This is a genomic window from Azospirillum sp. A26, assembly GCF_042604635.1.
Taxonomy (GTDB): Bacteria; Pseudomonadota; Alphaproteobacteria; order Azospirillales; family Azospirillaceae; genus Azospirillum; species Azospirillum palustre.
This window is the reverse complement of the sequence record NZ_CP170474.1, coordinates 694,126-716,710: the sequence shown is the minus strand read 5'-3', so window position 1 is coordinate 716,710 and position 22,585 is coordinate 694,126. Positions and strand designations below refer to the sequence as shown.

9 protein-coding genes and 3 pseudogenes are annotated in these 22,585 nt (G+C 65.4%); 7 read left to right on the top strand and 5 right to left on the bottom strand.

What is annotated here, in order from left to right:
- The first annotated feature begins 8 nt into the window (after positions 1 to 8).
- The gene (locus ABNQ39_RS26835; RefSeq protein ID WP_376964176.1) at positions 9 to 437 is read left to right on the top strand and encodes a GNAT family acetyltransferase; all 429 of its coding nucleotides are present in this window, start codon (positions 9 to 11) and stop codon (positions 435 to 437) included.
- A gap of 183 nt (positions 438 to 620) precedes the next feature.
- Here the strand turns inward: ABNQ39_RS26835 and ABNQ39_RS26830 are convergent.
- From ABNQ39_RS26830 to ABNQ39_RS26820, 3 genes and pseudogenes are all read right to left on the bottom strand, one after another.
- Positions 621 to 1,087, bottom strand: a pseudogene (locus tag ABNQ39_RS26830) (IS6 family transposase).
- Between the two features lie 117 nt (positions 1,088 to 1,204).
- Positions 1,205 to 2,536, bottom strand: coding sequence for an IS4 family transposase (locus ABNQ39_RS26825; RefSeq protein WP_376964174.1), 1,332 nt, complete (start codon positions 2,534 to 2,536; stop codon positions 1,205 to 1,207).
- Positions 2,460 to 2,627, bottom strand: a pseudogene (locus ABNQ39_RS26820) (IS4/Tn5 family transposase DNA-binding protein); the annotation flags it as partial. The pseudogene ABNQ39_RS26820 and the gene ABNQ39_RS26825, both read right to left, overlap by 77 nt.
- Before the next feature lie 694 nt (positions 2,628 to 3,321).
- Between ABNQ39_RS26820 and ABNQ39_RS26815 the strand changes: the two are divergent.
- Positions 3,322 to 4,555 (top strand): annotated as a pseudogene (locus ABNQ39_RS26815) (integrase core domain-containing protein); the annotation flags it as partial.
- Between the two features lie 178 nt (positions 4,556 to 4,733).
- Here the strand turns inward: ABNQ39_RS26815 and ABNQ39_RS26810 are convergent.
- The gene (locus tag ABNQ39_RS26810) at positions 4,734 to 7,529 is read right to left on the bottom strand and encodes a DNA/RNA non-specific endonuclease (protein ID WP_376964171.1); all 2,796 of its coding nucleotides are present in this window, start codon (positions 7,527 to 7,529) and stop codon (positions 4,734 to 4,736) included.
- A gap of 487 nt (positions 7,530 to 8,016) precedes the next feature.
- Here ABNQ39_RS26810 and ABNQ39_RS26805 point away from each other — a divergent pair, with 487 nt between their 5' ends.
- Genes ABNQ39_RS26805 through ABNQ39_RS26795 form a run of 3 tightly spaced genes read left to right on the top strand, consistent with a single transcriptional unit; the run spans position 8,017 to position 16,074 of the window.
- Complete coding sequence (locus ABNQ39_RS26805) at positions 8,017 to 10,842, top strand: S8 family serine peptidase (RefSeq protein ID WP_376964168.1); 2,826 nt, start codon at positions 8,017 to 8,019, stop codon at positions 10,840 to 10,842.
- A gap of 9 nt (positions 10,843 to 10,851) precedes the next feature.
- A complete protein-coding gene (locus tag ABNQ39_RS26800) occupies positions 10,852 to 12,837 on the top strand; it encodes a trypsin-like serine peptidase (protein WP_376964165.1) in 1,986 nt (661 codons plus the stop codon).
- A gap of 12 nt (positions 12,838 to 12,849) precedes the next feature.
- Positions 12,850 to 16,074 (top strand): hypothetical protein, encoded by a 3,225-nt coding sequence (locus ABNQ39_RS26795; RefSeq protein WP_376964162.1) that lies wholly within the window; start codon positions 12,850 to 12,852, stop codon positions 16,072 to 16,074.
- Between the two features lie 113 nt (positions 16,075 to 16,187).
- On the opposite strand, the gene ABNQ39_RS26790 is transcribed toward ABNQ39_RS26795, so the two are convergent.
- Positions 16,188 to 16,943, bottom strand: coding sequence for a hypothetical protein (locus ABNQ39_RS26790; protein WP_376964159.1), 756 nt, complete (start codon positions 16,941 to 16,943; stop codon positions 16,188 to 16,190).
- Between the two features lie 1,039 nt (positions 16,944 to 17,982).
- Here ABNQ39_RS26790 and ABNQ39_RS26785 point away from each other — a divergent pair.
- Both ABNQ39_RS26785 and ABNQ39_RS26780 read left to right on the top strand, forming a co-directional pair.
- Positions 17,983 to 20,985: a PAS domain-containing protein gene (locus tag ABNQ39_RS26785; protein ID WP_376964156.1), complete on the top strand. Its 3,003-nt coding sequence runs from the start codon at positions 17,983 to 17,985 to the stop codon at positions 20,983 to 20,985.
- Positions 20,982 to 22,571, top strand: a complete 1,590-nt coding sequence (locus ABNQ39_RS26780) for a CHAT domain-containing protein (protein WP_376964153.1) — start codon at positions 20,982 to 20,984, stop codon at positions 22,569 to 22,571. The genes ABNQ39_RS26785 and ABNQ39_RS26780 overlap by 4 nt, the downstream gene beginning before the upstream one ends.
- The last annotated feature ends 14 nt before the right edge of the window (positions 22,572 to 22,585 follow it).

Sequence of the window (22,585 nt, the reverse complement as noted above, 5' to 3'; positions counted from 1 at the left end):
GAAGGCCCATGTTCCTGAACATTCGAAGTGCAACGCTCGATGATGAGCTGAGTGTGATCACACTATGGCGCGCCTGCGATCTAGTCGCGAGCTATAATGACCCCGCCGCCGATTTTCGCTTTGCCCTTGACGGCGACAATTCCACTGTATTGGTGGGCGAAGACGATCGGAAAACCATAGTTGGGGCTGTCATGGTCGGACATGATGGTCACAGGGGCTGGCTCTACTATGGCGCCGCTTCGCCGGCTCTGCGAGGCCATGGCATTGGGCGCAAGCTGGTTGACGCCGGGGAGAGTTGGTTGCTGGCGCGCCACGTGGTCAAGGTCCAGTTGATCGTCAGGCCCACGAACACTGCCGTAGTTTCGTTCTACGAGCACCTTGGCTTCGAAGAGATGCCGCGGACACTTATGGGAAAATGGCTGAAAAAGCCTGACTGAGTGGCTTGTAATAATTATTATTCACCGCTCATTAATATCACGTGATTATAGTAGAAACGTTGGGTAATCGTCAATCTCTCGAACTTTTAGCGATCGATTCAGAAATCGCTCTTTGGCGGGTGTTGTCAACTTGACCAACCAAGGACGCAATGAAGATAAGCAGTCCCGTTTCTGGGCCTTTGATCAGTTGACCTGAGCAAGGCCAGTCACCTCACGCCAAGCGGTGAAGGCGCGAGCGCGGGCGGCGCGGTGCTCGGAAGCGGAGATCAGGTGGCGGCGCAGTTGGAAGTGATTGTGGATCGAGCTGTGGTTGGAGAGAAATTGCTGGGCCTGCCGGACGGATTTGAACCGCTTCATGCGCCGCTCGCGCCGTCGAGTTGGCTGATGCGAGACTTCGCAGGCATTGTTCAGATATCGGCTTTGTCGGTGTTCGCCGCCGATCTTCAGATCCTTCTTTGCTGCCGCGTATGACTTGAGCTTGTCAGTCACGATGACACGCGGGGCGTACCGCAACCCTTTCAGTAGCTTGGAAAAAAGCGTTTGGCCGCCTTCTTGTTGCGCCGGCTCTGGACCAGAATGTCGAGGACAACGCCGTTCTGGTCGACGGCCCGCCACAAATAGTGCTGTTTGCCGCGGATGCGAATGAACACCTCGTCCAGCAACCACTTGTCGCCCGGCCGGGGGCGACGGCGCTTGAGCGTGGTGGCGAACCCCCGGCCAAAGCGCAGGCCCCACTCACGGATGGTCGTACGCCCCCGGTGAGTCTTTCAATTACCCACAAGCTGGGGAGCGATCTCCGCTCCCAGGGTGATGTCGATCAGGCGGACCACGCCCCGCCACATGACCGTGTTCCCCGGTGGCGGATCGCAGCCACGAGCGAGATAACCGCCGAGCTTGGCGACTTTGGTGAGATAAATGCCCAGGGTGTTTCGGCCCGGCAAAATGGGGGGCTTGTTCGGGATCAGGAAATCAAGGATCTCCTGCTCACGCTCTGTGAAGACGATCCCCGCATCGACGTCTGGTGCCGACCGATTGATCATCGTCAGCCAGAAAACACGCCAACTTACCAAGCAGTAGACGGCAATCAACTTGACGAGACGGTCTGCGCTTCGCAGCCTCGCCTCCTCTGCTTTGCAGCCCGATTTCAGGATTTTGTGAAACACCTCGATCTTCCACCGGACAGCGTACCAGCGTAGCTTTTCGATGGCCGCTTCTGGGGAGAGGACGGGCAGATCGGTAAGAAGCTTCCAATCAATGCGCGGCCGGTCAGCGGGCTCTTCGCGTTCCCGGGCATGAAGAACCGTCAGCGTCAGCGCCGGATAGCGCTTCTGTTTCCCAATCGGCGGCAGGGGCCGCAGGCTGCGGTAGGTCAATTCGACCTCCGTCGTACTGACGTGACCGTGGGCGTCCCGGACATCGACGGCATGCGCGCCTTGGACAGTGACTTCACCCATCACGGCATCGACGGTGGTATCCCCGCCCAGGGCAAGCCGATCGACGCAAGTCCGGACCAAAAAGTGCGTTCCCATCTCCCGAGCCAAGCAGAACAGCTCGTAGATGTCGCTCTCGCGGTCACCAACATGAATGCAGCGGTCTGGATCACCGAACAGTTCCGTGATGCGGCGCAGGTTCTCCAACCAGCGGATACTCTCCTTCTGCTCGATAGGGACACGCGTCGGGTTGATCGTCCTCTTCAGAGCGGCGGTGCCCTTGAACTTCGTCCAGGTCCAGAACTTGACTGCACCAAGACCTAAGGGCAGCCCGTCGGTCGTGACCGCCAGACTGGCATGCATCAGCAGCCCGCACACGGTGTGCATGCGGAATCGGCCGTCCTGGTCCTGGCCGCTGTTCACCCGGCAGGTCTGGCCGATCTTCTCGGGGTGCTCACGCTGGAAGGAGAATTCAGTGGTATCTTGAAGGACCAGGATGGGACCGCCGGTCGCGGCGACACGCTGACGTGTCGCGTCGAAGTGCCCGGAGAGGATGTCCCCTTCGCTCACCCGGTCGTTGGAGAAAAACCCGGTAGGCCGCCTTGGTGTTGGCCCAGTCCTGGCAGGCCAGAGGAATGCTGTCGCCCATTGCCCCCGACATCTGATCAAGCAATGTGCTCAGGCGCCGCTCCAACCGCTCGTCGCCAAGACGGCAGCCGGCGAGTTCATCCTCGATCCATGCGTTGCTTCCCGTAACCATCGGCACCTCCCGAACTTCGTTCAGGACCAACAGACCGATGGTCACGTCATCTGGGCCGGTAGACATCAGCCCAACCCCTATGCTGACATGTGGATAATTGAAAGACTCACCGGATGCTTACTTTGCTTCAGCACTGGCGAGACCTACGGTGTCGAGATCGAGCCGGAGGGCGATCTGGTTGCGCTGCTCAGCCTTGGGCTGAGTCCGAACGCACCGAAGGCCGGCGCTGCGGAAGCGGCCAGCCTTCGGGAGCAGGTGTGTTCGGTAATGATTGGTTGCGGGGGCAGGAAGCCACCGAGAATTGACTCTGCCAACGGTGGCAATCTAACCAAGCAGCTTTTTAACCACTAATCGGCTGCTTGATGCGGATGCGCTCCATTCTGATCCACCGCATGCCCGGCCTCGCTCGGGGCATCCCGATCCTCCTTGTCCTGTGCTTTGGAAGGATCATGTGGAAGCGTCTCGATGCAGAACCCGACGTCCATCGTGTTCGACCTGGGAAGCCCGGCCTTGCTTCTTCAGCAGAAACCGGAAGTACAGCCTCACCACCATAGTGAGGTGCGGCACGGTTCGATGAGACACCCGGCTGCGGTAGATTGAACCGCAACCGGAGGTCTTTGAGGTGGACAAGGAACAGGGGCGTCAGCCCGAGGGGGCGCCGGAGCGCGCCCACAACGCTGGCGCAGGCGTCCCCTCGGGCGCGGACGCCAGCACGCCCCAGCGCTTCTCCGCGGGGCGCAAAGTGGCGGCGGTCACGCGCCTGTGCTGCGCGGCGAACCGTTGGAGGTCGTTGCGCGCGAACTGAACGTCACCGTGGCCCGTTTGTCGGAATGGCGCGAGCGCGCTCTGGCGGCAGCCGCGTCCGCCATGAAGAAACGCGAGCGCGACGAGCGCGATGAGGAGATCGCGCGCTTGAAGGCCAAGGTGGGCGAGATTACCATGGCCAACGAGCTGCTGGAGGAGAAGATCGCGGCCTTGGAGGGCAAGCGCCCTTTGGCCCGGCGGAGGTCGAGACGATGAAGCCGGACCACCTCGCCCTCCACCGGTCGCCTCTACGGTCTGGCCCGCGTCGCTCGAACCTGGCGGGTGTCGCGCGCGACCGTCTACCGCCGGCGAGCGTGCCTCCCAACACCGGCTCCGCGGCGACCGGGCCCGCTTGGCGCCTGCTTGGATGCTGAACTGGTCGCGCATATCCGCCAGCAGATCCTCGCCTCACGCTTTCACGGCGAGGGCTACCGCAAGATCTGGGGGCGCCTGCGCTTTGCCGGGGTCCGCACCTCGCCTCGCCGGGAGCGGCGGCTGATAGGAGCGCACGACCTGCTGGCGCCACATCGGGTCGGGCGGCTCCGCTCGCGCACGCACGACAGCACCATCGTCACCGAGACGGTGAATGTCATGTGGGGGACCGACATGACCGAAACGATCACCGTGGCCGAGGGCGGGGCGCGCGTCTTCATCGCGGTGGATCACGCCAACTCCGAGGTAGTGGGCATCTACGCTTCCAAGAGCGGTAACCGCTTCGAGTCCCTGGAGCCAGTCCGCCAGGGCGTGCGGCGCCACTTCGGCAGCATCGGCCCCGGCATAGCGGTCAGGTTGAAGCTGGGCCACGATCACGGCTCCAATTACATGTCCGGCGACTTCCAGGCCGAGATCAAGTGCTTAGCCATTATCAGTTCGCCCTCCTTCGTACGCGAGCCGGAGGGCAACGGCGTGGCCGAGCGATTCATCCGGACGCTCAAGGAAAACTTCCTCTGGGTCCACACCTTCGACACCGTCGAGGACCTGCGCCGCGCTCTGGTCGAATTCGCCCGTCACTACAACAAACCTGGCTCGTCGCCCGGCATGGACACCGCATCCCAGCCCAGGTGCGCGCCGACCAACTCGGGGTTGATAAGGCGCCCATGCCCGAGCTACCCTTGGCCGCCTGAATAAGCCCAGCCGGGTGTCTCATTTTCGGGCCGCGGTACACACCTCCGCGCCCCGTGATATGGGGATGCTCTACCAACGATCCGCAACCGCGGGCGCACGCCATCAGGCACGAAGCCCGCGTCGCCTGTGAACGCAGCGGTCCGGATTTTTCGGGCCGCGCGTCCGCCATCCCGGATGTCAACCCACTCCGGGACCGCTTATGTCCCACGCGGTCTCGTCGTCATACACCGCCTTCTCGGAGCGGACGGAGAGGTGGACGTGCTTGTTGTGCGGATTCGATCCCGTGTAGGGTCGCCACGCCCAGGGGGGCTGGCCCCCGACGGCCGAGGAATTCGCGATGCGGCGATCCCAGATCACATATTTCACCCGCGAATCCTTGCTGGCGACGACGCTCGCCGCCAGTGCCCCGGCGTCGCAACCGCCGCGAGGATCATGGGTGATGTCCATGGCGGTGACCACCCCCATCGCACCGTCGGTCACCCAGGGATTGTGGTCGGAGTTGCGATTGGCGTGGCTCGGGTCGCCGATGGTGCCGTCGCTGGCCCGGTTGCGTCCCGGCGCCCGCCGGTTCACCTGCCCGCGAAGGGTCAGAAGGCTCTTGGCGACACGCCAGGATACCGGAGCCTCGGTCAGGGGCGCGGTGCGGTCGACCCCCGGCACGGCCTCCGCGTCGTCGCCGGCATGCGGCGTCCGGTCCTCCCCGGTGCGCGCGAGAGACCGCGTGCGAGCCAACCCGCCGCGGGTAGCGATCTCTTCCGCCGCGTCGGAGGCGTACCGATCCGATCCGCGCAGGATTTCCCCGAAATCGACTCCCGCGGCCTCCTCAATGGCGGCCAGGGGCGCCATCAGGCGCCGAAAATTTTCGGGAACGACGAATTCCAGCTCCGTGCGGCTGAGATCCTGTTCGAGCACGAAACCGTACGCCGCGAGCCCATCCTCGGTGCTTGCCACCACGACCTTCCAGTAGCGCGACGGAATCGGCACCGGCGGCTGCCCGCCCCGTCCCGGGAATTTCCCGTCGCCCGCTTCCAGGATCGGGCCTGCGAACACACAGTAGCGCTCGCTCGCCGACTGGACCTGGACAAGATTCTCCAGATCGCCCCAGTTGTCCTCGCCACGCGAGGACTGGTTGAACTGCGCCACCTGCGGCGAGCAGTTGGTGATGTGGAAAGTGTCGCCGTTAGCGCGCTTCAGCTCGCCGTAGGTCCTGCCCCAGGCCACGTCCTCGCGGCGGACGATGTGCCCCTTGTCGAACGCGCCGCCGTCACAGCTGTAGAAGGCATCGGTCAACTGATGGACCGCGTCCAGCCGGGGATCGGGGAACCACGTCTCCCGGTCGTTCGTCCCGAGGCCGCCGAGGTCCTTGCGGGTGTAGGAACGCCCCGGCTCCGGTTCCCGCAGGGGCTTCTCCCGGGTGACGTTCGCCGCGGTGACCAGGGCGAGCCGCCGCTCGGCGTGCATGAGGATGGAGAAGTTCTGGTAGGTCAGCTCGGTTCCGCCCTCCTTCAGCGTCGCGAGCGCCCGCGGGTCGCGGGCCTTCGGCAGGGGGACCTCCCGCCCCGTCAGGAAGAAGGGGCTGTAGCCCCAGCGCCCTGTGTAGTCGGTGTCGTGGTCGGGTTCACGAAGCGCTTCCTGCATGCCCTGGCCATCCCCGGCGCTCCGTTCGGCGCGCAGCGGGGCCGGTGCGGACGCGTCCGGAGCCATTCGGACGGCATCCCCGATCGTGACCGTGATGCGCACGGGAATCTCGATCGTGGTCGCGCCGTCGGGTTTCCGCGGCGGGCCGGAAGGACGGGTCTCGTTCTGCATGCTGGCCTCCGTGTCGTTCCACGCGTTCAACCAATCCGGTGCGAGATCGGACGGCGCATCGCCGGCAATGGCGACGCCGGCATCCCGGACACGCCCGTCCCTGGCCAGCTCCGCCGCCGGAACCGCAACGTTGACGTCCAGATAGCGGCCGCCGAAATGCAGGGCGACTACCTCCCCGGTTGCAAGATCCATGACCATCGAACCCGAATTGCCCATGAGGGTGGAGCAGTCGTGGGTGGCCGCATCGACGATCTTGCCGAAGCTGGCCGCCTTCGCCGAGGCGGCGACCTCCCCGGGCTGGAGGCGCTTCACCCCATAGGTGCGGTCGAACAGGCGGTTCTGCACGGCGGGATCGTTGCCCAGCGGATCATAGGCTGGATAGCCGATCACGGCGACCTCGCGCCCGGCCATGTCGCGGGCGTCACGGGTCGACAGGCGCAGGAGGCCGGCGTCGTCCGGAAGCCCTTCCACATCGAGGAGGGCCATGTCCCACCAGGGATGGATCATGCGAACCGACCTCACCTTCAGGATCGCGCCAGAGGGCTGCCCCCGCTCCCGCTTGAAATCCACGCCGGCGGCCGTCCCGGTGCGGAAGCGGATGCCCCGCTCCCCGACCCCCAGAGCGAATATGTCCGCCACATGGCGGTTCGTCATCAACAGACCGCGGCCGACGACGAAGCCGGTCCCGCAATAGGGAATGCGCGACTGGCCGGGCAGTTCGATCCGCCCGACGCAGGGAATGGCGCTGCGCAGACGGCGATGGATCGCCGGATCGGTCTTCAGCTTTCCCCAAAGCCGGTGGTTCGCCGTGAAGTCCCCGCCGATGATGTCGAAGGCCGGGCGCTTTTCCGGAATGATGATGGCTTCGGTCGCAAAGCGCTCCTCCGGTGAGAGGGGCGTCTTTCCGTCCCTGAGCTTCTCCGCCGCGCGGCACGCCGCTTCGGCCAGCGTCGCGTCGGGGATCAGCTTGGCGCCGTCAGGCATGGCCGGGGGGCGTTCCGGCGCTCCCGCCTCGGCAAAGGCCGCCTCGGTCCGAAAGGGGCCGGCCGCCGGCAGCGATTCGGTTGCCGCCGCCACCTGCCGGGGAAGGTCCTCCATTCCGGCGGGGCCGGGCATGATCCGCCGCAGATAGCGCCGGAGACGATCCTGGTCCGGTTCTGACACGGCATTTCCTCCCTGTCGCCGTTCATGCGCGATGCGAGGCGGGGCCGGCGGTCATCCCCGTTCCGACGCCGGCAAGCCGTGCCTGCGCCGTGTCGGCCGGCGCTCCCCGACCGGTCCTGGCGCCCCGCCGGCACCGGAACGCCGAAGGCCGCGGCGATCGGCGCGAGCACGAGTCGGGCAGGGTCGTGGCCGCAGGTGCCAATCACCGACGGGCGCGCCGCTGTTTCCCCCGCCGCCAGCGTGCTCCAAACCTCGTTCGAAGGAACCGAGACCGAAAGCTCTCCCAATTTGACTCCCAAGAACGATTTTCTGCAAGAGTTTAGAGAGAATTCATGCGAATGTATTTCGTAAAAGATGCAGCACCTCTCTTGATGACGCGCTTATCAGGACGGTTGATCTCGAATTCATCAACCCTTACCATCCGTTCAGAACCTTTGGCGGCCCGAAGGACACTGCCGCGCCGGGATGGGCGATCGGAGGGAAGGGCATGGGACTGGAACTGTTGAAGGCCGCCGCGGCGGCCGTGGAAGGCTCCCAGGACGACCGACTCACGCAGGGCATCCTCCGCTTCTCGTTGGAGTACGGGAGCCCGCCGGAACCCGGCGCGGAACGCGTCCGGATCGCGACTCTCCTGCAATCCTCCGGCTTCGCGTTCTACCCGCTGCCGCCGGGCGACGATCCGGCGATCTTCGTCCTGGACTTCAAGGGTGTGTCCCGGGTCCAATCCGCCCGGTACCTGTTCGAGCAGGCCCACGAGTTGGCCGATGCCCTGCAACTCGTGTCCTGCACCCCGGACGTGGACCCCGGCTGGCGCACGGACGTCGAAAGCGACCCCTCGGCCCCCGAATCCGTCAGGACCGCCGTCGAGCGCTCGTGCAGGTCGCCGGCCCCGGCGCCGGAGGACGCCCTCTGGGCGACCAAGGCCGTCGGGGCGGACGAGGCCTGGGCCGCCTTCGAGACGCGGGGAGAGGGCATCCGGATCGGCCAGCCCGACACGGGCGTGACCGATCATCCGGAGTTGCAGGGCGCGGTGGACATCGGCAACGGGATCGACGTGATCGCCGGCGAAGGACCGCCGCTCGATCCGCTGGGCAGCCACATGCGGTCTCCCGGCCACGGCACGGCCACGTCGAGCTGCGTCGCCAGCAGGCCGGCCGGCGGCGTCCTGGGTTCCGCCCCCGGAGCGACGGTGGTTCCCATCCGCTGCATCGACAACGTGGTGATCGGCAGCGGCGCCGCGGTGGCGGCGGCCATCGATCACGCCCGCCGGACGGGCTGCCACATCGTCAGCCTGAGCCTGGGCGGTCCGCTGCCTTTTCCGGACCTCAAGCGCGCCATCGCGCGCGCGGTCGAAGCCGGCATGATCGTGCTGGCCGCCGCGGGCAACTGCGTGCGCATCGTCGTCTATCCCGCCTGGGACGAGAACGTCATCGCCGTGGCCGGCGTGGACGTCCACGACCGGCCTTGGAAGGGAACCTCGCGGGGCGGTAAGGTCGACGTGTCCGCTCCGGCGGAGAACGTCGCCGTCGCCCGGCGCACCACGCCGGCTCCGGAGGATCCAGCCCTGGTCGAACCGGGACAGGGCACCTCCTTCGCCACCGCGATCACGGCGGGCTGCGCCGCCCTGTGGCTGGCCAGGCACACGGTGGAGGCCGTGACGCGCGAAGCCGCGAGCCGCGGCACGACCGTCCAGGCGCTTTTCCGGGCGGCGCTCCGCCAAACCGCCCGCCGCCCTCCCGCCGGCTGGGACGAGGAAGCGATGGGGACCGGCGTCGTGAACGCCGAGAGGCTGCTGGCGCTGCCGTTGGCGGAGATCCAGCTCCCCTCCGCCCCCGCCGTGGCGGCGCATCCCGCCGCGGACATCCGGGCGCCGGGCCTGCCCTGGGACCGCTTCTCGGCGGAAGCGGGCTATCTGGCGTTCGACAAGGCGCTCCGGCTCGCTCCGGACCACACTCCGGCCCTCGAATCCGTGGTCCCGGCCCGCCCCAGCTCCGCCTTGGCCGAGGCCATGCGGCGGAGCGGCCAGTCCCCCGAGCGGCTGGCCGCGCCGGCCGTCCTGTCGATGCCCATCCCGCCGGACATCGAGCCGGCCGCCGCCCTCCGCGTGATCGCGTCCCGCCGCCCCGGCGGCATGGAAAGCGCCGGCGCCATCGGTGAAGCCCAGGCGCGCGACATTCTGCGCGGTTCCGGCAAGCAACTCTTGCTCGAAAACGCGGAAAAGATGCTGGGTGCGACGGCCCGCCCGCCATCCGCCGTGATCGCGACGCTGCGGCAGGAGGTGCTGGGCGCGATGCCCGGCGTCCTGGACGGCTTCATCGGCGGCGTCTCTTCAACCCGCTCCTTCTCGGGCATCAAGAGGGTTGCCGCGGAAGCGTTGATCAGGCTGACCGGGCGCCCGGCGTTGCGGGTCGACGCAAACGGGTTCGTCGACCTCGACAGCCCCCGGATGGACAGTTGGGGCCCCGACCTCACCGTGCGCCGGCACGGCATCAAGGCGATCATCGCGGCCACCGGTCGGATCGACATGACGGTCGACGGCGTCTCCTCCCATGTGGGGACGGGCACCGTCGTCGGGCCGGGGCTGGTCATGACGAACCGCCACGTCATCGACGCCTTCGCCGAACCCCTTCCCCGGCCGGGCGGCGGCCATGATTTCAAACTCACGGCTCCGGTCACCATCAATTTCGACCCGGCGGCTCAAGCCGCCGACCGCTGCTTCACGGTGGAAGGAGTGGTCGCCGCCGGTCCCGACCGGATCGGGGAGTATGTCGACGTCCGCAAGCTCGACATGGCCCTTCTCGCCGTCTCGGCCACCAGCGCGACCGGAAACGCGGCGCTGCCCGCGGCGGTCAAGCTGGCCGGGTTTCCAGATCTTGGGAACCCGGCCCGGAACATCGTCGTCGTCGGCTATCCGGCCAAACCGAACTACGCGGCGGGCATCGACCCGGCCACCGGCCAGCAGTCCCTGGACATCTGGGACCGGCTCTGGGAGCTGTACGGCGAGGATTACGGCTTCAAATACATCAGCCCCGGCGAGGTGGAGCGCAAACCCGGCGAGCTTCCCGAAGACCTGCGCGCCTGGGCCTTCGGTCACGACGCGACGACACTATGGGGAAATTCGGGTTCCTGCATCCTGTCTCTTACTGGCGACGGGGACACGGTGTGCGGCCTGCATTTCGGCGGAGCGCCCAAACGCGTCAACATGGCCCACGACCTTTGGGCCGTCCGGCTGGTCGCGACCGGCGGCGGACCAGCCGGCGGCGGAATCGACGGCGAGATCGTCGAGGGATTGAACTGGGTGGACAGGGGCTGACGGCACGCCATGAGCGAAGCGCAAAACTCCTTCCTCGACGCATTGAAAACGGCGCGGGACGTTGCCGATCTCGTCTCCGCTCCCCGGCTCGTGTTCCAGCAGTTCTTCGACGATTACGTCGCCGGATTGAACGATCCGGCCATGCCGCGGGGGTTCGCGCAGGCCGTCGTGCTGGCGCAACTGCGCGCCCGGCTGGCCGGCATCGCCGACCTCGACCCGGCGCGGCTGGAGGACGCAGTCGCGCTGGCGCTCGCGATGCTAGGGTCGCGGGACGCGATCGGAGAGGCCTGCTTCGCGGCGGCGGCGGCCGGCATTCTGTCGGCGCAGGGAACCGCCTCCCGGCCGCCCGGTTCGCCGCCGAAGACGCTGACGGAGGCCGTCGGGCGATCGGTGCCTGAGAAAATGACCGATCCCAACGCGGACATGCCCGACCCGGACATTCTGGTTCCGGCGATCCTGCTGGCCAGGAAACGTCTCTGCAAGGTCGTGGCGGAGAAGAACAACACGATAGAAAATGGGACCGGCTTTCTCATTGGCCCTTCGGCGGTCCTGACGAACTTCCACGTCGTCGAGGGGCTCACCCCAGGCGGGCCTTTGCAGGACGGTGAAGCGTTGCGCGTGATCTTCGACTATTCGCGGACCAGCGGGATGCCAACCGGACCATCCTCCGTGGTTCACGCCCAGCAGGACTGGTGCATCGCCGCCAGCCGCCAGGGCACCCTTCAGCCGGAGGGGGCGGAAGACCGCTGGTGGATGGACGAGGCCATCCGACGCGCCTGGGCTTCGTCGCTGGACGATTCCCTGGATTACGCGGTGATCCGGTTGCAGGGAACGCCCGGACTCCAGCGCGGCTGGTACAAGCTGTCGGACCGGAGCGAGGCGCTGGCCGGGTCCTGCTGGCTGCTGCACCATCCGCTCGGCGACGGCCGTTCGATTTCGGGCGGATCGTTCCAGTTCGAGAACGATCCGCCGTCGCCACGCGTCTTCCACAGCGGTCCGACGGTGCTGGGTTCCTCCGGTGCCCTTGTCCTCGACCGGAACGGGCAGCCGGCCGCGCTGCACCATCTCGGCATCGGCAAGAATCGTCCCGGCGCGGACGGGCTGCGCGTCCCGCAGGACGTGGTGAACGTCGCGATTCCGCTTTCGGCCATCGCCCGGTCCCTCGCCGCCACGTTGCCGAAGATCGTTTCGACGGTGGAACACCATCTGGAGGGCGGCTGCATCGATCGCCGGCGGCCGGTGTTCGGGCGCCAGTCCCTGATCCGGCAGTTGTCCCTCCTCGCCAAGAGGTCGGCGGTCGGGGCCGGCGAACGCGGCAAGCAGGTGCTGGTGGTGCGTCCACCGACCAGCACGACGCAGCAGAGGATCGGGAAAAGCTTCACGCTGGACATCCTGAAACATGTGTTTCCCGGGCCGGAGAACATTTACGTGTCGTTCAGCGCCGACACGGTGCCGGTCGGGGCGAAGGAGATGGCCGCCCGGATCCTGACCGCCCTGTCGCCGCACGCCTTCCAGGACATGCCCGAACAGGAAACGACGGACCCCGCCTATGCCAAGCGGCTCGTCGTGTTCCTTCGCGAGATCCTGGCCGAGCAATTTCCCGGAAAAACGATATGGCTGGTCATCGACGACCTCGACGTGCATCCGCTGACGGATGCCGGAGGCCGCCTGTTCCTCGACGTTCTGTACCAGGACATCCGGATCGTCGAGCAGATGCGGATCGTCCTGATCGGCCTGAACGTGTCCCTGTATCATATTCCGGAAGAAGCCCGCCTCGACTGCCCCATCATCGACGAGGACGTGCGCGACATGGAGAACCTGATCAGGATCTGGCTGGATTTCCGCGGCCTCAACAGGAGACCGCTGGACGCCCAGGTCGCGAGCCTGATCGCGAAGGTGCTCGTTTCCTACGCCGGTGGCCGGACTCCGCTGCCGAACCTTGCGGATTTCACCGTCAACCATCTGGACGAGGCCCTCGAATCCTACTTCTGCTAAGGAGATGGTGCGATGAGTTCGGCCTTCCTGGACACGCTCACGCTTTTGACCGCCGTTTCCGGGCGCTTCGATCCGCTGGCGCTGCTGGAACAGGTTCCGGAGCCGGACCGAGAGGAGGTGGCCGGCGCTCTCGCGGCGCTGTGCGACGAGGATCTGTCCAACGGCGCCTACCGGTGGATCCTGAAATCGGCGCCGCGGCGCGCGGCGCTGAGCCGGCTGACCGCTCCCGGTCTGGTCGGGCCGACCATCGCCGAAGCGCCGCCCGTGGAGGCGGGCGACCTTTTCGGGAAGATGCTGCGCGATGCGCTCCGCGGCAGGGCCAGCGGCCTGGGAGCCTTCCCGGCGCCGGGGAGGAAGGGCGACGAGGGGCGTCGGGAGCAGGAGGACGAGGCACGCTACGCCGCTTCCCAGTTCGCGTCCTTCACGCCCGCCGTCGGGCAGGAGTTGAACCGGTCGGAACGGGAGGACGCATCCTCGCGCATCACCATGCGCCGGCGCCTGTCGAGCCTTTCCGCGGTGCTGCCGAACACGCTCTTCGGGCGGGACGCCATGACGCGCAGGCTCAGGCAGCACGTCCTCACGCAGGGAGAGCCCGCGCTGCCGCTGCTGGTGAGCGGCGAAGGCGGTTTGGGAAAATCGGCGCTACTGGCGAATCTGGTGCGCGCCTGGATGCGCAACGACAAACCGCCCTTCGTCGTTCTATTGGATTTCGACCGGCCGACCCTGTCCGGCGGCCATCCAATTGACGTCATGCAGGAATTCCTGAGACAGCTCGGCGCCGAATATCTGCGCGCGGGCCATGCGAAATCCGCCAGGCACCAGACGGCGGCGGACGCACTGCACGCGCTACGGAACGATCTCAGCGAGGCGACCGGACCGGCGGCAGACCGGCCCCGCCCGACAATCGATGCGGAATTCTCAGTCATCCAGTCCTTGGTCCTCGGCCAGATCACGCACAGAGTGCCGCCGGATCTGCGGGCGATGCCGATCGCTTTCGTCATGGACAGCTTCGAGAGCGTGGGCAACCTCGGCCCCGAAACGGTGAAGGCCCTCCTCGACCTGGAAGAGCGCCTGCGCGCCGACACGGTGTTTCCGGGGTTGCGGGCCATCGTGAGCGGCCGCGGCATCCCGTTGCCGGAGCGGCAGGCCGTCGATCGCTTCGGTCCCAGGAAACGCTGGCTGACGGTCGGCCCTCTGCCCGTCCGTTCGGGGGCGGCGCTCCTGGAACAGCGTGACCGGGTGAACGCTCCAAACGGGCCGCGCTTTCCCAGGCTGGAGCAGCGCGTGCGGGCCGCGAGGGCTCTGCAAGGGCATCCCCTGGCCCTGATCGTCCTCGAACGCTTCGCACGCCAACAGTCCGAGGATGAGATCGACGCGCTGCTGCGTGACATCGAGACCGATCAGGCTTTCTCGGCGGAGTTCGCCCAGACCTTCCTTTACAGCCGGATCCTCGACCGGATTTCGGATCCGGACGTCCAGAAACTGGCCCATCCCGGGCTTGTCCTGCGCCGGATCAACGTCGACCTGATCCGGCTGGTGCTGGCGGGGCCATGCCTCGGCCGATCGATCGACCTCGATGAGGCGGAGAGTCTGCTGTCCAGGCTGGCGGCGCATTACTGGCTGGTGGAGCCGACCGGCGAAGCCGGCGTGGTCCGCCACCGCCCCGACCTGCGCCGCCTCATGCTGCGGCAGATCTTCGCCGGTCCCCGCAGGACGGATGGCCCCGCCGTGGTAAAGCGCAAGGAGGATCTCCAGCGCGCCGCCAAACAGGTGAACCTGGAAGCCGTGCGCTTCTACAAGCTCAGGCCCGACGACGGAGCCTCGTCGTTCTGGGAGAGCCTGAACGACCGCCAGCGGGCGGTCGAGGTCGCGTATCACGGCGCCCTCGCCGGGGGCGATCCGCCGGCGCCGCTTCCCTTCGACCTTGCCGCCGACCTGCGGGCCATGCTCGGCGACGATCTGGAGACGCTGCCGGTCGCGTGGCGGGCGGTCGTCAAGGCGACGCTCGGCGCCTTCTCGGGATTGACCGACGCCGACTTGCAGCACCTGCCCGGCGACCTGCGCGCCGCGGCGTTTTCCGCGCTGAGCCGCAGAAGCCTGGAGCGGGGGGACACGGAGGTCGCCGCCCGCCACATCCGGAGCGAAACTGAGAATCTGCGAAGTCCGTTTCCGGAAGGCCTGGCACCCAGCGCCTTTTTGTCGGGCGGTGAAAGGCCGTCCATCGACCCGGACCGGCTCGACCGTCAGGTTCTCTCCGCTTTCGACGCCGTCGATTTCGACAGGGTGCGCGAAGTCGGGTACACCCTGCTCGAAATTTTCATCGAGCATGGCGACACGGCGGACGACACCAGGAAAAAGGTCGCCGCCGGGCGGCTCTGGGAAGCGGGCTTGTGGAAGGCGGCCCTTTGCTGGGGGGTTCGCCAGGATCATCGCAGGACCAGAGACCTGGTGGAACGCTTGCGCGACAGCGAGACTAAAGGATGGCACACCGATGGCCGCCCCACCTATTTCCTGATCGCGTCACTGCTGAACGGTGCGCAATTCGGCTACCATGTCGGCTGCAAGGACTTTCGTTGGCAGAACTACCGCGCGCAGAAGTCCCTCGACGTCAACCGCACCTTCGCCGGCCTGATCAGTGCCAACTCCTTCGCGATGGAATTGTGGACTTCCCCCAGCCCGATCGCATCCAACTGGCTTTCGCTTGCCGGAGCCTGGGTTGGAGACGCCGGAAAGGCATTGCACGGCCGGGACGACAACCGGAATATTTTCGGAATCCCCGGAGGCGCCCTACGCGACTTCATCCAGGCACGGTCGTCCGGCGCGCGCTTCAGCACGGCCGAACTTGCGCGGCTTTATGGAAACGAAATTGGCTTGAGCGTCGAATTTCCCGATGGCAAGCCGTTGCGCCCACGGGAAATGGCCCGTCTTCTGGATATCCTGCGAGGCTTGACGCCGGAACTCCACACGCCGCTGGCGCAGTGCATCGGAGGAAACGAGGACAGGGCAAACGGCTTGCTCGCCCGACTCGCCGAACGCGCACAATTCTGGCCGCAGGATTTGTTGCCCGGAAAAAACCGCTACACGAAGCGCGATGATTTCCGAATCATCGAAACGGCGGACCGTTGCGGTGCGCTCGATATTGCTTGCGATTTCCTGGGAAAACAAAATTCCACCGCGGAAGATTTGTGGAAAATTTCGAAGCTGATCTCGGCGCGGTTGTTCACGCCCACGGATTGAGACCGTCGAAGAGCGAGAGGCACGGAACCCGTCACACACGCACGATGAAAGCGCGGCAAGGCGCTTCGGTGACTTCGCACGAGCCCGCCCCCCGATGGAGTCGATCGCTGCGGTCAGATCTCGATATTCCTGATGTTGTCGACGATGTAGGGCTGGACCTTCCGCGACAGCGCGGACTCGGTCTGCGCGATTGTCCCGGCGCTGATCACGCCATCAACCTGGGCACTTCTGAGAGTCGCTTTTTCCTCTGAAAATTTGAAGAACAGGACTTGGTCCAAAGTCTTCGAGGCCTCCAGGCTGAAGAAGGCCGTCGTCAGCGATACGCCTTCGTCATCCTTGCCGTCGATGTAGTTCATGGTGAACTTCGCCGCCTTTACGTTGAGGCTCCTGTGCTCGAACAGGGTCAGCCAAGGTTGGTCCTTGTCCATGGTTTGCAGCTGTCCCAGCACTTTGAGGATGATCGAGCTGGCCGCGGCGGCCGGCCCGAAGGCGGCCATCAGGACGGGAATGATGGCTTCATGCACCGATGCATTCCGACCATCGACGTCATGCTGGGTCTGTTGGGCGCCCGTCGGCAGCCAGCCGATCTTTTCCATGACGGTGCAGTATTCACGGTACCAAGCCCAAGGGTCGTCCCGCCCCGCGGTCGCCTTGCGGGCCGCGAGATGCCCCAGCAGCAGACCATTGCTGATCGCCGGACGGACGGATCGCGGCACCGTGCCGCTGAACTCCGCCATCTGGGAACCGACGACCAACGCCTGGGAGGCGGCGGTGAAGGCGGCGGTGGGCTCATCGCGGCTCACCGCCTCCGCTCTCGGAGAGGCCGCCGGCAGCTCAAGCTGGTCGATGTAGCTGGTGACATCCATCATAGCGTTTCCTCGCGCTGGTTCCGGCCGCGTCTCGCACCATTCCCGAACATCCAGGGGCTGGCCGAGAGCTAGACCCGCTGACAATCCCACGCCCTCCCCCGCGCCGGCACAGCCCTCCCCGAAGGCGAGAAGGGCGCGGTCGGCGGTACGAACTCCGGGTCAGCGAATGGGAAGGCTCTCCTTCACGCCCGGTTTCGAGGTCGGCTTTTTCCGCATCAAGCGGACAGCCCTCAAAGCCAATCTACAACAACCAACGGCCTCCATATCGCGCCAAAATAAACATACAAATCTTGCCAATATCACGTTTCGATTCGTCCCTGACAGCCGATTGCAATCTTTGCGAGGAATTGTCCAAAGCGCAATACCTCCTCTGGGAATCGGCACCATCGCTGCAGAGCAGTCGCGGGGTGCAAAGGAGAGATGACCGATCATCCTTTATCTGAAATGGGCAACTGTTTCGGATGGAAGGGGCTTCGTTCTTGAATATTTTCCCACACCATTCACAATCCGAACGTCAACGACGGGCTTACCCTTCGACCAATCGGGTACAAGACGTTTTCCTCAACAAACCAGAATTTCGAAAATATCGGAAAGCTCATATCCGCGTATGTATTTCCCCGACATGCTTCCTGCACGATATCTGATTTCGAGGTATTCAGCCTGTTCTGAAGGGTGACTTGCAAAACGGCGACCGATGCGTTCTTTGGAAACGTTTGTTGCCAAAACAAAAATGAGTTCACGGAATCCCGCATCCAGGGCTCGCGATCGCGCGGTTGCGAGCGTGGACTCCTATTGCGCTGAAATCGCCGGGGACATCAGGGGACGCACGATGGGCGCGGGAACTCGCAAGGACAACGACCGGAGGAACGAAGCGACGGTGGCTGCGGGGCCGGACGACGAACGGCCCCGGTCTCGAAGTGGTCCAGCCCGGATCGACGTTGAAACCGCGCATGCCTTGTGGAACGGGTGGCTTCGCAAGCTACTCGTCCATTGGGGGAGCGGCGCCCCCCCGCGGATCCGCCTCGTGGAAGAGGAAGCCTTGAAGAAGCGCGACCTCTTCCACCTCGTCGTGCAGGCCATGGAATCCGACGCGTCGCCCGCGACCGTGATCGCGGCGGCGACAGCCAAGGTTCAACGCCTCGACTATGCGATCACCGACCTGTTCATCGAACTCTCCTCGCTGGAAGACACGTTCGACGAGGTGTTGCGTCATGATCGGGCACCGGGGGACGACGTCGAGAACACGATCGGTCGCCTGCGCCATGTCGTCCGGTCGACGCTGCTACGGGTGCTGGAAGGGACGGCCGAGGTGCACGAGGCGGCCCTTGAAGCGAGCAACCGCGGCTACTGCCTGCTCGACGACGAGGGGATCATCACCTTCGCCAATAACGAGATGAACCGTCTGCTTGGCGTCGCGTCGGCCCATCACCGCAGGCTGGCGGACTTCCTCGGCGACGGCGCGCGCGTCCTCGACGACGCACTGGCCGGCCATGCGGAGACCGGATCGGGCATGCACATCCTGCGCCTGCGCCGGCCGGACGACGCCACGCTTCCCGTCGGCGTCAGCATCGGGCGGGTCGTGCGCGAGGGCACTATACGCGGCTACGCCATCCTGAGCGACCTGTCCCGCATCGTTCGCGAGGAGCTTCGGATCTTCGACATGATGCCGCTCGGCATCCTGCTGTGCGGTCCGACGCTGACGATCCAGCACGCCAATCCAAAGCTGCGCGAGATCTTCGGGGTTCCGGCGGAAATGTCGGTCGAGGGCATGTCCGTGTGGGATTTCATCACCGACGCGGAGACGCGCGCGGTCATCGAAGGGAAGCTGATCGAGCGGAGTGAAGGGCTCAGCGAGGAATACACGCTTCGGGTCCGTCGCCTGAACGACCACCATCCACTTCACATTATGGTGGCGTCGACGCCGATCCTGGACACGGCGGGGAGCGTCACGGCCCTGCTCGCCATCGTCCGCAGCCTGGAGCTGGAAACGGCCGCGACGGCCATCCACGCGTTGGCGGACAGCGCGCTCGAACCGGAGCAGTTGCTGGTCGACATGGCCGAAGCGATGAGGAGGGTCATCCCCTTCGACACCTTCTCCGTGTCGCTGTTCAGCGCCGACGATGGGGAAAAGCACCGGCACCACGCACGGACGCTGGTCTCCGTCCCCGACAGGATGGGGCATCACGCGCGCTGGCAACCCATCTCGCCCCTTCTCACGTTCTGGCTGATGGAGCCCGGCCCCCGGGCGATCCCCGACTTCGAGGCGTTCCTGAAGCAGGACCACATGCAAGAGCTGCGGGATTCGCCCGACTGCCGGGACTACCTGATGCGGGGATACCGGTCCCTGCTGGTCTACGCCATCCGCCGCGAAGGGGGCATCGCGGCAACCGTGACTTGGCACAGCAAATCCCTGGACTTCTATGGCGCCACCCACAGGGAGGCGCTTTCCAAGCTTCCCATCGACAAGACGGTGGGCGTGGCGCTGGCACAGCTCGGCCGGCGGGCGGAGAAATTCCGCTCGAACCTGATCCTGCTGGCCTCCGCCGCGCGCAACATCGACGACATGGCCAAATGCATCGTCAAAGAACTAGTCAAGCATTACGGCTGGCAGAACGCTGCCTTGTTCGAAGCGGACACGGACCGGGGGGCGTTCGTCCTGCGCCAGCAGGCGATGGGGGCGTTCAACGGCTATCTCCTGCCCCTGGGGTTCACCCAGCCGATTGACGGAGGCATTCTGGGCCGCGCCTATCGGGAAGGCCGACCCGTCAATCTGAATCGGAGCGGCGCCCTCAGTGGGGGCGGGGGCCGGACGGGACCGAACACCTCCCCGGCCCGTTCCGGGCTCGCCCTTCCGATCTCCTTGGACGGGCAGGTCCGCTGGATCCTCAGCATCGAGGATCGGCAGGAGAACGCCTTCTCGACCAGCGAACGGGCCGAATTGATTTCCCTGTTCGGAAGCATACGGTCGTTCCTGGAAAACCTCATGCGCTACTGCATGCTGTACGAACTGCTCCGGGTCTCCCAGGATCTGATCGTCGTCACGAACGATGACTGCCGGATCGTCGAGATCAACCCGGCCGGTGCGAGAATGCTGGGGTGCCCGAAACAGGACGTCGTCGGCAAGGATCTCCAAAGCTTCCTGAAGGCTACCGGAGAAGGCGTTCCGCAACTTCGCGTCGATAATTTCGTGCCGACCAAGGCGGAGCTGCGCGTCCCGATAGAGGACGGCGCCGGCTGCGAGCCCGGTGGACACGCCGCCGGACAGGCGGTGACGGTCCTGCTGTCCGGGCGGAAGATGCCGGATTTCGGGCGGCGGGTCTTTTTCGGGCGCGAGTGGGGCGATTATCGCCGCTACGCCAGGAGCGACGACATCAAGGACATGTTCCACGAGATCGTCAATCAGACGCGTCCGGCCCTGTCCCTGGTCGCCGGCACGCTCAGCCGGCTCGCCAGGAAGGCGCAGAGCGAGGACTGGGGCAGGGAAATTCCCCGGATGATGCGCTATTTGCGGCGCATGGACATGCCGTTCGACCGGCTGCTGCTCTACAACCACGGGGAAGGCGCAGTGCCCTACGTCCCGGTCCGGCTTTCCATGCGCCAAGTGGTGCAGGAGATCGTCGGGTCGCTGCCCGTCATCGACGCCGAGGCGGTCGTTCTGAAGCTCGCCTCGACGGACGGGATCGTGCGGGCTGACCCCTATCAGATGAGCTTCGTCATCGAGACGATCCTGTCCTACCTGCTGCGCAACCTACCGGACGAGGCACGGGTGACGGTCGGCTTCCGGCAGGAGGGCGACGATCTGGTCCTGGGCATCGAAGGCCCCTTGCCGACCGAGCCCGCCGCCGAATCGGAAGATGGGACCGTCGATGCCGGAACGGCGCTGGCGCGCGCCCGGCTCCGTGCGGAACTGGCGCTGGGCGAGGCCACCATCCGGCGCTTCGTGCAGAGGAACCATGGCGCGTACCGGCCGCCGGAACCCTCCGCCGAAATCGCCTCCTTCGAAATCCGGCTTCCTCTCCAACCTGTCGCAGGTGCGGTATGAAGGTCTTGCTGGCGATCCCCAAGCGGGAGCAGGACGGGCTGGGCAATCTCATTCTTCACCTGATCGCTGAGCGTGCCGGCCATCCCGCCGCCCTTCAGGTCGAACGGGCCGGCAACGCCGCCGACGCCAAGGCGCTCGCCGACGAGACGTTCGACCTCGTCGTGGCGCATCTCGACCTGCCGAAGAACGCGGGGGCGCGGGTCGTCGAAGGAGCGCTGCTGGGAATGGGGGTTCTGCGGCACTACCGCTTCGAAAAAGGAAACAAATCGCCATTCCTTCTGGTGACCCGCGCGACGAGCGGCGGAATGCTGGAGGAAGCGGCGGCCCTCGGCAAATGCTGTGTCGTGCCGCAGATCGCCGACATGGATCCGCTCCTGTCCGAGGCGATCACGAAACTACTGCCGCAGCAGGCCAACTCGCCGCACGCAAACAGGAAATTCGCCGAAGTGGAGATCCATCTGCTGGAAGGCGCATCGTCCTGGCGCATCAGCAAGCGGTCCCCAAGCGGCAATGAATTCTATAATGACCGGTTGGACATCGATCTCTCCAATTTGGACGACGTCATGCGCCGGCACGCCGACATCGCATCCTCCGGATACCCGCGATGGCAACGTGAACTGAAGGAGATGGGCAAGGCTTTGGTCGCGCGTCTGTTCGCCGACCACCGATTTAAGCATTACTTCGGGCGAACCGTGTCGGACGTGGGGGGCCTGGACAACGTCCAGATCCGGTTCGTGGTCGATGAGAAGTATCAGTCCCTTGGCTGGGAGGCGTTGTGCAGCCAAGACTTTCTCGGAGACGAACCGGAGGGCGCGCCCTTCTGGATGCTGAAATCGCCCATCATGCGCAATCTTCGGACGAATGAGGGCTTCTACCCGAAGCTCGCCGAATGGCGGAAGGGCGGAGAACTGAACTGCCTGATCATCGATGCCTCCTTCTGCGCGTTCGTTCCCAGGATGGGTTACTTTCCGGAGCTGGAAAACGTGGCCGCGGAATGCGACACCCTGGAGGCCATCATCGAGGGGCATCGAAAAGAATGCTTCGACCAAAACCGGCCCGCCCTGTTCCACGCCCCCGTCCGGTTGTCGCCGGCCACGGCCCCCAAGGACAAGCCGTTCCATCTGCACGTCCGCGAAACCCTGCGGAACGGAACGATGTGGCACATCGTGCATTTCGGCGGTCATGCCTATTACGACGAACGGCGCGGCTACGGATGGATCTGCTTTCCGGGTGCCCCGGTGGATGTCATCGAGCTGGAACGGTTCGGCAACTGGCTGCGCAACGCCGGCTTCGTCTATCTCAGCAGTTGCCGGGAACCGGGCGACCGGAGCGTGTACGCGCTGGCCCGCCACAGCATACCGGCGATCCTGGGCTTCCGCTGGGACATGGACGATCACAAAGCGATGAAGCACGCGGAGTCCTTCTACCAGGAGCTGATATGCCGTTCGACGTCCTTTGAAACGGCGTCCGTCACGGCCCGCCGGTCGTTGTACAGGCATTACGAAACGGATCGCGCCTGGGCGGCCCCTCTTCTGGTGACGCAGCCCGATCCCCATCCAGAGCGGTTCATGCGGCCAAAGCCCTGAAAGTCGCAGCCTCC

Bases quoted from the DNA above. Each gene is read 5' to 3' on its own strand.
- ABNQ39_RS26795 (WP_376964162.1), top strand. From the start codon at position 12,850: ATGAGTTCGGCCTTCCTGGACACGCTCACGCTTTTGACCGCCGTTTCC.
- ABNQ39_RS26780 (WP_376964153.1), top strand. From the start codon at position 20,982: ATGAAGGTCTTGCTGGCGATCCCCAAGCGGGAGCAGGACGGGCTGGGC.
- ABNQ39_RS26790 (WP_376964159.1), bottom strand. From the start codon at position 16,943: ATGATGGATGTCACCAGCTACATCGACCAGCTTGAGCTGCCGGCGGCC.
- ABNQ39_RS26800 (WP_376964165.1), top strand. From the start codon at position 10,852: ATGAGCGAAGCGCAAAACTCCTTCCTCGACGCATTGAAAACGGCGCGG.
- ABNQ39_RS26835 (WP_376964176.1), top strand. From the start codon at position 9: ATGTTCCTGAACATTCGAAGTGCAACGCTCGATGATGAGCTGAGTGTG.
- ABNQ39_RS26805 (WP_376964168.1), top strand. From the start codon at position 8,017: ATGGGACTGGAACTGTTGAAGGCCGCCGCGGCGGCCGTGGAAGGCTCC.